The following is a 9,817-nucleotide window of genomic DNA, read 5'->3' as shown; positions in this document are numbered from 1 at the left end:
TATGGTCTTTTTAGCGTCTTTTCTGGTCTCTATTTATTAAAATTTTCTTAATTTTGTAAATATTTGTTACTAAATTTTCTCTTTTACTTTACAATTGCCTACAAAACCGCGTATAATGCTATTTGTAATTTTCTGCGTTCGAGTGGAAATTTGCCGATGGCATACATGCATCCTATAAAACGGAGTACGCCGCGCGGCGGGCCGTGTTCCATAAGGAGAATTATATATGAGACGATTGAAGCGATGGGTTGCTCTGGCGCTGTCCGCCGCGCTGTGCGCCGGGATCCTGAGCGGCTGCGGCCAGGAAGAAGCCCCGTCTATTCTGCCGGTGTCCGCCGGGAACGGAGTGACTACTTTTGACCCGGCCTATGTTTCCACCGACACAGACAACACGGTGGCACTCAGCCTTTACGAGCCGCTGATGCGCATGACCTGCGACGGCGATGGCAACACCACCGTGACGGAGGGCATGGCAAAGTCCGTGGACGTGGCGGACAATTTTGACGGCACGGTAGTCTACACCTTCCGGCTGCGCAGCGCACACTGGTCCGATGGGGCAGCCGTGAGCGCACAGGACTTTGTATACGCCTGGCAGCGCCTTGCAAATCCCCTGACCCTGTCTCCCAATGCGGCGCTTTTGTCGGTGGTACAGGGCTATGACGCCGTCCGAAACGGGGGTGACCCGGAGGAGCTGGCCGTCACCGCGAAAAACGACACCACGCTGGAGGTCGTTTTATCCGGGAAGTACGACTGGTTTTTGTCCGGCGTATGCTCTTCCCCCGCTACCGTACCCCTGCGGCAGGACGTGGTGCAGTCCCTGAAGGAGCAGGCACAGGCCGCTTCCGAAACCGCCGGAGAGGGCGCTGCGCCCCTGAAATGGTGGTACGATCCCACGCTCCTTGTCACCAACGGGGCCTATCAGGCTTCCGCCTATCAATCCGGAAAAACACTGGAGCTGACCCGCAGCGAACACTATTACGGCCGGGTGAGAAACGACGGCGTGCGCGTTTTCTTTTCCGACAGTCCGGAATCGGCGTGGGCGCTGTATGACGAGGAGACGGTGGATCTGGCATACGCCCTCCCGCAGGAGCAGGTGGATGCACAGCTTTCTCACGGACAAGCTCTTACGCCGGTACTCACCGCCCACACGGTGCTGTTCAACGGGGCTCAGTACCCTTTGGACGACCCCTCGTTCCGCAAGGCACTGTCCCTTGCAGTGGACCGGCAGACCGTGGCCGCCTTGGCGGGCGGCTCCGCCAGCGCGGCGACGGGACTGGTTCCCTACGGCGTACCCGGCAGCGCGGAGGAAGATTTCCGCACCGAGGGCGGCGACCTTTTAAAGTCTTCGGCGGAGGACTATGCAAGCAACTGCGAAAACGCAAAGCAACTTTTGTCCGGCAGCGGCTATGACAGCGGTGCAAGCAGCTATGTGAGAAACAGCGCTTTGGAATATCTCTACGTGGATGAAGGCCCAGCGGCAGACATTGCCTCCGCGCTGGCAGAGCAGTGGCACTCCGTGCTGGGGCTGCGCATTCAGCCCCGGGCCGTGACCCGGGCGGAGCTGTCTACCGCCCTGCACACCGGGGAATACGCATTGGCAGACGTAGACATGTCCGCATCCGTCAATGACGCAGAGTCGTTTCTCGCTCCTTTTTCCAGTAAATCCAGTCTCAACACAGCCCGCTATTCCAGCGGCGCCTATGATACCCTTCTGAAAATTATTGACAGTGCTTCCGACCCGGCGGCGCGGATTGCCTGTCTCCACGACGCGGAGGTTCTCCTGCTGGAGGACGCGGCGGTTTCCCCGCTCTACACCACAGGAACGCTGTGGAAGCTGCGGGAGGGCTGGTCCGGCCTGTGCCGGGACCCCAGAGGCTGGTTCAGCTTTGCGGGCGTGGCGGCAGTCTCCTGACGGGACCGGGTATCCCGGTGTAAAACTTAAACAGCGTTCGCTGCCAATTGGCGGCGGACGCTGTTTGTCATCTTTTCCTGATTTAAAGAGCCTTTTGGCGCTGTTCTTGTAGAGTTTTGACAATTCGGTTTTGCCCTCTGTCCCTTTATTCCCGACAGTGCTATACTGAGCGAAAAAAAGGGAGGTGGCGGCATGGACTCCGTCATCACGTATCGCCGAACGCTGCACCGCATCCCGGAGCTGGACAATGAGCTTCCGAAAACGCTGGCCTTTGTGCAAAGCCGGCTGGAAGAGCTGCATTGCCAACTTTCATGGCCCATCAAGGGCAGCGTCTGCGCATTTTTCGATGTGGGGAGGGCAGAGACGGTGGCCTTTCGAGCGGATATGGACGCCTTGCCAGAGACGGAGGAGACGGGCCTTTCCTTCGCCTCGGAGCATCCGGGTCAAATGCACGCCTGCGGCCACGACGGGCACACCGCCATGGCTTTGGCGCTGGCGGAATACGTCGACAATCATCTGAGCGATCTACCCCGGAACGTGCTTTTTATTTTTCAGCCTGCGGAGGAAACCACCGGCGGCGCGCGGCTGATCTGCGAATCAGGGCTTTTGGAGCAACTGGAGGTCCGCCGGATTTTTGGACTGCACCTGTGGCCGGATCTTCCCGAGGGAACGATATGGGCCAAGCCCGGCCCGCAAATGGCCCGGGCCAGTCAAATCACGGTGAACATCACCGGTGAAAGCGTTCATATCTCACGGGCCGAGCAGGGCCGGGACGCACTGCTGGCCGCCGTGGAGCTAGTGCGGCAAGTGACGGAGACAGAGCAAACCGCCCTGCCCCCGGAAGATCCCCGCGTTCTGCGGTTTGGCACGTTGCACTCCGGCGATGCCCGCAACGTGGTCAGCGGCCATTCGGAGCTTTTGGGCTGTCTGCGCACTTTTTCCGACGCATCCTTCGCCCTGCTGCGCAAGGAACTGACCGATACCTGCCGCCGGGTGGAACGCTCCACCGGCTGCGATGTGAAGCTTCACCTGAACGAGGGCTATCCCCCCGTGTGGAACCACGAGGGCCTGTTTGAAACGGTCCGGGCAGGGCTGGGAACGGGAGGAATTTCCCTGCTCGCTCAGCCCGCGCTGGCAGCGGAGGATTTCTCTTTCTATCAGCAGCATATCCCCGGCGTGTTTTTCTTCTTGGGAGCGGGAGATGTGCCCCAGCTTCACGCAAGCACCTTCTCCTTTGACGACCAGCAAATTCTTCCCAAGGGCGTGGAATTTTTAAGGAAGCTGTTGGTTTTGGCTTAGAACCTAGGCGACTTGTTTCTAAAAACGCGGGACCTCTCCATGAGAGGCCCCGCGTTTCATTCTATCAATCTCCCACTTTACAGCCATCGGGGAAACGCCTTGGATAATTTCCGCGTTATTTCGCAAGCAGTGCCCGCACCGCTTCTGCATCCTGGGAAATCTGAGCCTTCAGGCCCTCCAGCGAGTCAAAACGAATTTCATCTCGCAGGCGCTTGTAAAACTCCAATCGGACAGTTTGCCCGTACAAATCTCCGTCAAAGTCCAGCAAAAAGGTTTCCACGGTCACGTCCGTCCCGTTGCGGACCGTTGGCCGGGTGCCCACATTGGTCACGCCCGCCAGTTCTCTTCCGTCCGCCAGACAGGCCTTGGCCGCATAAACCCCGTGACCGGGCACCAGCACATGGGGCGGTACAGTGAGATTGATGGTGGGAATCCCGATGGTCCGGCCGATGCGCCGCCCGTGCTTCACCTCCTGAGACAATACGTGGGGATGCCCCAGAAATTCGGCCGCCCGCTCCATCTGTCCCAGCTCCACCAGTCGGCGGATGTAGGTCGAGCTAACCTCTATGCCGCCCCGCTCCACTTTGGGGATGATGTCACAGCCAATTCCAAGCTGAGCACACTTTTCCTGCAAAAGCTCCGGTGAGCCTTGATTCTTATGCCCAAAATGATGGTCATGCCCGGCAACCAGATGGACGGCGTGGTACCGCTTCATCAAAATGTCGGTTACAAACGCGTCCCATGGGGTGGTCATCATCTCCTGGTCAAAGGGGACCATCAGGACGTCTTTAATGCCAAACAACCGCCGAAGCAAACCCTGTCGGTCCTCGGGAGAATTGATGAGGGGGCAGGGGACCCCCGTGACCACCTCTTTGGGCGGGCGGCTGAAGGTGAACACGGCGGAGACACAGCCACGACGGGCGGCCTCCTCCACCGTGCGGCGAAGCAGGGCGGCGTGGCCCAGGTGAACCCCGTCGAAAAAGCCCAGAGCAATCACGCGTTCTTTCATATCTTACGCTCCAAAAAAGTTTTTAATCGACGTCAGCACGCCGTCACTGGCTTGGGAGAGGCAAAGAAAGTCTCCCTCCCGGCCATATACCCGGACTGTCCCGTCCGGACATGCGGGTGCATCCACCGGATTTCCGTTCCGGCAGCGGCGCTCCTGCCGTTCTGTCGAGAGGTGAAACGCGGGGTACTCCGCAAAATACGAGTCCGTGGGTAGCAGCAGCGCCGCGCCCTGTTCCTGTACATCTTCAAGGCTCACTGCCTGACTGAGGGAAAATCCCGCCGCCATGGTCCTCCGTAGAGAGGACATACAGCCGCCGCAGCCAAGGGCCTGTCCGATGTCGTGGCAGAGGGTACGGATGTAGGTCCCCTTGGAGCACAGACACCGCAAGGTAAACTCGGCAGACCCTATTTGCTCCAATAGCTCCAACTCATAAATCGTGATTGGACGGGGCGCACGCTCCACCTCGCCGCCCTTGCGGGCGATGTCATAGAGCTTCTTTCCGCCAATTTTGATGGCGGAGTACATGGGCGGTATCTGCAAAATCTCTCCCGTAAACCGCGGCAGCACCGCCGCCAGCGTTTCCTGGGAAACCATTGACTCACAACTCTCCAGCGTCGTCCCTGTCACGTCCTGCGTGTCGGTGACAAGGCCCAGACGCAGCCCCGCCACGTATTCCTTTTTTCCCTTTTCCGCAAACTCCACAGCCCGAGTGGCCTGCCCCACAAAAACGGGCAGCACGCCGGTGGCCATGGGGTCCAGCGTCCCGCCGTGGCCCACCCGTTTCTCTTTCAGGATGCCCCGAAGCTTGGCACACACGTCCATGCTGGTCCAACCCATGGGTTTGTCAATAATAATGATTCCGCTGGGCATAACGCGCCCTCCCCATTGAAATTTGGCGACCCGTCAGCCACCCGCAAGCCTTTCAAGGGCCTCTTCTTTCGTCAGCACGAAAAAAACATGGTTGCCCTTGTTCGACTCATAGATAAAGTCCCGCAGCGGCTTGCTGGTGTACCCGGTATAGTCGCCATAAAAGGCGACCTTTGTATGGTACGTCACAAATTTCTGAAGCACGCCGCCCGCAAGGCCCGTGCTCAGAACAAAAAAATCGTCCGCCACGGCATCCTTGTCAATCGCAATCCTGTCCGCGCCGGTTTCATACCTAATCGTGGCCAGTAAATCCAGGGCGGACTGAACATCCGTTAGCACCTTTTCCCCGCCCGTGATTACGGCAATATTTGCGCCGCTGCGCTGGATATTTTCGATCTGCATAGCCTGCATCCACCTGTCAGTCCGTAAATTTTCCAGTTGTCTTTTCCACCGCCGCCAACATTTTCTGTTTAGCTTCCGCCATAGGAGCCTCCATGGTACAGCCCGCGGCCGCCGCGTGTCCGCCGCCGCCAAGCTCCGCGCAGACGACGCTGGCATTGATTCGAGGTCCGGTGCGCACAGAAAACTTCCACACGTCGGGCCGCAGCTCCCGCATGGTAATGCCGCAATCCGTACCTTCAATCTGTCCGCCAAGAGAACTTAAATCCTCCGCGTCCGTTTCGTCCGCTCCAACCCGCTCCATCAGGGAGATGGGAACCTTCATCACCACAATCCGGCCGCCGTCGTAAAACTCCATACCCGCCAGCATGTCGCCCTCCAATTCCAAACGCTTGCGGCTTTTGGTGCGGAAGAACACCTGATTCACGGTTCGATAGTCAATGCCAGTGTCCAGAAGTTCCGCCGCCACCCGATGGGTATTGGCGGTGGTGTTGCTATATTGAAAGCAGCCCGTGTCGGTGGAAATGGCCACATACAAAGGCAGGGCCATCTCCGTCGTGACGGGACCAAGCTCTTTTAAAATGTCGTATATAATCTCACCGCAGGCGCCGGCGCCCGTCCGAACCATGTTGGCTCTTCCAAAGCGCGCAAAAGAAGGATGGTGGTCAATCGCCAAATCCACCCGATTCTTATACTGCTCTGCGTTTTTGGGAAACAGGTCCGTCACCGCGATATCAGTGGACACCACATGGGTGGGAACAAAGCCCTCCGGCGCTTCATAGGGCGCCATATAGGGCGCGGTGGTGCGGGTTTTGCCGTCATTTTCCAGCAGATACGCCCGCTTGCCAAGTTTCCGCAGTCCGGCGCACAAGCCCGCCGCGCAGCCCACCGTGTCCCCGTCGGGGCGCACATGCGTGAGAATCAGAACGTCGTCAAACTCCCGCAGCAGCGCGGCTGCCTGAGCCACCGTCAAGTCCGTCATTCCTCTTCCTCCTGCCCGGCTTGTTCTGCGTCCTTGCGCTCCACGCTGCGAAGCAGTTCTAAAATATGGGCTCCATGAGCAATGGAATCGTCTGCAACAAATTGCAGCTCCGGCGTATAGCGCAAGCGCAGCGCCCCGCCCAACTCCCGCCGCAAAAAGCCTGCGGCGGATTTTAAACCCTTGAGCACATCCTTTTCCTGCTCCTTGTCCAAAACACTGACAAATACCTGCGCATAGCGCAAATCCGGTGTGGTGTTCACCCGGGTAATACTCACCATGCCCACCCGGCTGACGCGGGGATCTTTCAGTCCACGAAGCTGGGCCGCCAGCTCCCGCTGGATTTCTTCGTTAATGCGGCCGATGCGATTACTGGCCATAACATGCTCCTTTCCATAGGCGTTCATCAAAACGCCATCCTCTGTATCAAAAGCAGGGGGCGGCGGCCATGCCACCGCCCCCCTATTGTATCCGGTTACCGGGGAATTTCCTCCATGGTGAAGCCCTCGATAATGTCACCCTCTCGGATGTCGTTGAACCGATCCACTGTCAGGCCGCACTCGTAGTTGGTGGTGACCTCCTTGACAGAGTCCTTAAACCGCTGGAGAGAGCCAAGCTTCCCCTCGTGAATCACAATGCCGTCCCGCACAACGCGCACGCTGCAATCCCGGAGCAACTTGCCGTCCTGTACATACGCGCCAGCCACGGTGCCGATGGCGGACACCTTGTAGGTCTGGCGGATCTCCGCATGGCCCAGAACCACTTCCTTAAACTTGGGAGCCAGCAGGCCCTTCATGGCGGACTCAATTTCGTCAATGCAGTCGTAAATCACGCGGTACATCCGCATATCCACGTTCTGCCGGACCGCGCCATCTCTGGCGGCAGCATCGGGACGGACGTTGAAGCCCACGATGATGGCGCCCGTGGAGGCAGCCAACATCACGTCGGACTCACTGATGGCGCCCACACCGCCGTGGATAACCCGAACGGCCACCTCGGCGTTGCTGAGTTTTTCAAGGGACACGCGGACGGCTTCCACGCTGCCCTGCACGTCGGCCTTGACAATGAGGGCCAGCTCTTTGCGCTCGCCCGCCTGAATCTGGTCGAACAGATTCTCCAGCGATACCTTTTGAACCGGCGCGGCGAACTTGAGCTTTTCCTCTTCCTTGCGCTGCTCAACCAGTTCGCGGGCCATACGCTCGTCGGCCACCACGTTAAAGGTGCAACCGGCGGCAGGGGCCTCAGACAGGCCCGCAATCTCCACGGGAACGGAGGGACCGGCCTCTTCGATGCGCTTGCCCTTGGAGTTGGTCATCGTCCGCACGCGGCCCACGCCGGTACCAGCAATGATGGTGTCGCCCTGATGCAGGGTTCCGTTTTGGACCAAAAGCGTCGCCACGGGGCCGCGGCCCTTATCCAACCGGGCCTCGATCACTGTGCCGGAGGCGGCGCGGTTGGGGTTGGCCTTCAGCTCCGCCATTTCGGCGGTAAGCAGCACCATTTCCAGCAATTTATCAATGCCGGTGCGCTTTTTGGCGGAGATGGGACAGCAGATGGTTTCGCCACCCCAGTCCTCCGTGACCAGGCCGTATTCCGTCAACTGCTGCTTAATCTTTTCGGGATTGGCAGCAGGCTTATCGATTTTGTTGATGGCCACCACAATGGGGATTCCGGCGGCCTTGGCGTGGTTGATTGACTCCACGGTCTGGGGCATGATGCCGTCGTCCGCCGCCACAACCAGAATGGCGATGTCCGTAATCATGGCGCCGCGGGCGCGCATGGAGGTAAATGCCTCGTGACCCGGCGTATCCAGGAAGGTGATGGGCTTTCCTTCCAACTGCACCTGATACGCACCGATGTGCTGCGTAATACCGCCCGCTTCGCCCTCGGCAACAGAGGTGTCGCGGATGGCGTCAAGCAGAGAGGTCTTGCCGTGGTCCACGTGACCCATGACCACCACCACGGGAGCACGGGAAATCAGATCCTCTTCCTTATCCTGGTGGGCGTCGATCAACTGCTCCTCGATGGTGACGGTGACTTCGTGCTCCACCTTGCAGTTAAACTCCAGCGCCACCAGAACTGCGGTGTCATAATCAATTATCTGGGGCAGGGAAGCCATGATGCCGCTTTTCATCAGCACCTTAACCACTTCCGCACCGGTTTTCTTCATGCGGGAGGCCAATTCGCCCACGCTGATTTCATCGGGAATGGAAACCTTCAGGGGTGCTTTTTTGGCAATCTCAAGCTGAAGGCGGCGCATTTTCTCATGCTCATCCTGCCGCCGCTTGTTCGAAAACGTCATGCCGGGACCGGGACGGCGGTTGTTGTTGGGGCGAAGCTTCTGCTTTCCCGCTGGGGGGGCCTGCATCCGCCGGGCCTTGTCGGGCGCCATCTGCTCCAGCCGCTCGTCATACTTCGCCAGATTCACGTCGCCGCCCTTGCGGGTGTCCACCACTTTCTTTTGGGGGACGCGGGTCGCGGGCTGGGAAAGCACAGGCTTCGCCTGTCCAGCGGCAGGCTGGGAATTAGCCGGCCGGGGCGCGGCATTGGGGGCGGGCGCTGCCGCCTTCTGCGCCGGAACCGCTGGAGCGGTGAGCTGTTGAGCAGGCTTTTCCACGGCGGCCTGAGCGGGTGCAGGCGCGGGGGCGCTTTGCTCCTGCTTTGCCGGCTCCCGGTAGGTATCGGCAAAAATCTCCTGAATTCCAGACGCCGGATGCGCTTGGGTCAACGCCTCAAACACCAGCGACAGCTCTTTGTCGGTCAATGCCTGCATATTACTCTTGGGGGCCTCGCCATACTTCCCCAGAATCTCCATGATGTCCTTGTTGCTCAGGCCTAGATCCTTGGCCAGTTCCCGGACTCTGTATTTATTTGCTGCACTCGTACTCAATAAAGCCACCTCCATTGTTCGCTTGCGAGGGGGGACGCCGTCTCCTCTCTGCGGCCCGCGCCGCCTTCCTTGGCGGTTGGGTCAGGGCACGCTTCCGGAGAATCGCCGCCGGAAACGCAATATATCTATCGCCGCTGTGCGGCGAAGCAAAGGGAGCGTCGCCCTCCGCCAACCCCCGAACGGGGGAGTATTCTCAGTTATCTTTTTTCGGGAAGGTGCCCTTCCCGTGCTTCACGGGAGAGCTGTGGGCAAAGGACTTGGGTCCCTTCCCGCTGAACGCGGGCTTGCCGTAGGGCTTCCGGTCACCGCCGGGTGTGCCGGGCTTGCCATAGGGCTTCCGGTCCCCGCCGGGTGCGCCGGGCTTGCCATAGGGCTTCCGGTCCCCGCCGGGTGCGCCGGGCTTGCCATAGGGCTTCCGGTCACCGCCGGGTGTGCCGGGCTTGCCATAGGGCTTCCGGTCCC

8 protein-coding genes and 1 pseudogene are annotated in these 9,817 nt (G+C 59.4%); 2 read left to right on the top strand and 7 right to left on the bottom strand.

Annotation, left to right across the window (positions count from 1 at the left end; translation table 11 throughout):
- Positions 1 to 226: 226 nt before the first annotated feature.
- Positions 227 to 1,912, top strand: a complete 1,686-nt coding sequence (locus tag RT018_RS06130; protein ID WP_312940191.1) for a peptide ABC transporter substrate-binding protein — start codon at positions 227 to 229, stop codon at positions 1,910 to 1,912.
- 192 nt (positions 1,913 to 2,104) lie between these two features.
- Positions 2,105 to 3,211, top strand: coding sequence for an amidohydrolase (locus tag RT018_RS06125; RefSeq protein WP_312940189.1), 1,107 nt, complete (start codon positions 2,105 to 2,107; stop codon positions 3,209 to 3,211).
- 115 nt (positions 3,212 to 3,326) lie between these two features.
- On the opposite strand, the gene ribF is transcribed toward RT018_RS06125, so the two are convergent.
- The 7 genes and pseudogenes from ribF to RT018_RS06090 form a co-directional block, all read right to left on the bottom strand.
- Entirely contained in the window at positions 3,327 to 4,220 is an 894-nt protein-coding gene (ribF, locus tag RT018_RS06120; RefSeq protein WP_312940187.1) for a riboflavin biosynthesis protein RibF, read from the bottom strand.
- 3 nt (positions 4,221 to 4,223) lie between these two features.
- Positions 4,224 to 5,090 (bottom strand): tRNA pseudouridine(55) synthase TruB, encoded by an 867-nt coding sequence (gene truB / locus RT018_RS06115; protein ID WP_312940186.1) that lies wholly within the window; start codon positions 5,088 to 5,090, stop codon positions 4,224 to 4,226.
- A 33-nt stretch (positions 5,091 to 5,123) separates the two neighbouring features.
- Positions 5,124 to 5,489, bottom strand: coding sequence for a DUF4180 domain-containing protein (locus RT018_RS06110; protein ID WP_312940184.1), 366 nt, complete (start codon positions 5,487 to 5,489; stop codon positions 5,124 to 5,126).
- Positions 5,490 to 5,505: 16 nt separating this feature from the next.
- A complete protein-coding gene (locus tag RT018_RS06105; RefSeq protein WP_312940183.1) occupies positions 5,506 to 6,468 on the bottom strand; it encodes a DHH family phosphoesterase in 963 nt (320 codons plus the stop codon).
- Complete coding sequence (gene rbfA / locus RT018_RS06100) at positions 6,465 to 6,845, bottom strand: 30S ribosome-binding factor RbfA (protein WP_312940181.1); 381 nt, start codon at positions 6,843 to 6,845, stop codon at positions 6,465 to 6,467. Before rbfA ends, RT018_RS06105 begins: the two co-directional genes overlap by 4 nt.
- A gap of 95 nt (positions 6,846 to 6,940) precedes the next feature.
- The gene (infB, locus tag RT018_RS06095) at positions 6,941 to 9,370 is read right to left on the bottom strand and encodes a translation initiation factor IF-2 (protein ID WP_312940179.1); all 2,430 of its coding nucleotides are present in this window, start codon (positions 9,368 to 9,370) and stop codon (positions 6,941 to 6,943) included.
- Positions 9,371 to 9,548: 178 nt separating this feature from the next.
- A pseudogene (locus RT018_RS06090) lies at positions 9,549 to 9,817 on the bottom strand (hypothetical protein); the annotation flags it as partial.

The sequence above is a fragment of the Oscillibacter sp. genome (assembly GCF_032060045.1).
Lineage (GTDB): Bacteria > Bacillota > Clostridia > Oscillospirales > Oscillospiraceae > Oscillibacter.
This window is presented reverse-complemented; position numbering and strand designations above follow the sequence as displayed.

What these genes read in the sequence shown, in the direction of transcription:
- RT018_RS06130 (WP_312940191.1), top strand. Translation starts at nt 227, where the DNA reads ATGAGACGATTGAAGCGATGGGTTGCTCTGGCGCTGTCCGCCGCGCTG.
- RT018_RS06125 (WP_312940189.1), top strand. Translation starts at nt 2,105, where the DNA reads ATGGACTCCGTCATCACGTATCGCCGAACGCTGCACCGCATCCCGGAG.
- ribF (WP_312940187.1), bottom strand. Translation starts at nt 4,220, where the DNA reads ATGAAAGAACGCGTGATTGCTCTGGGCTTTTTCGACGGGGTTCACCTG.
- truB (WP_312940186.1), bottom strand. Translation starts at nt 5,090, where the DNA reads ATGCCCAGCGGAATCATTATTATTGACAAACCCATGGGTTGGACCAGC.
- RT018_RS06110 (WP_312940184.1), bottom strand. Translation starts at nt 5,489, where the DNA reads ATGCAGATCGAAAATATCCAGCGCAGCGGCGCAAATATTGCCGTAATC.
- RT018_RS06105 (WP_312940183.1), bottom strand. Translation starts at nt 6,468, where the DNA reads ATGACGGACTTGACGGTGGCTCAGGCAGCCGCGCTGCTGCGGGAGTTT.
- rbfA (WP_312940181.1), bottom strand. Translation starts at nt 6,845, where the DNA reads ATGGCCAGTAATCGCATCGGCCGCATTAACGAAGAAATCCAGCGGGAG.
- infB (WP_312940179.1), bottom strand. Translation starts at nt 9,370, where the DNA reads ATGGAGGTGGCTTTATTGAGTACGAGTGCAGCAAATAAATACAGAGTC.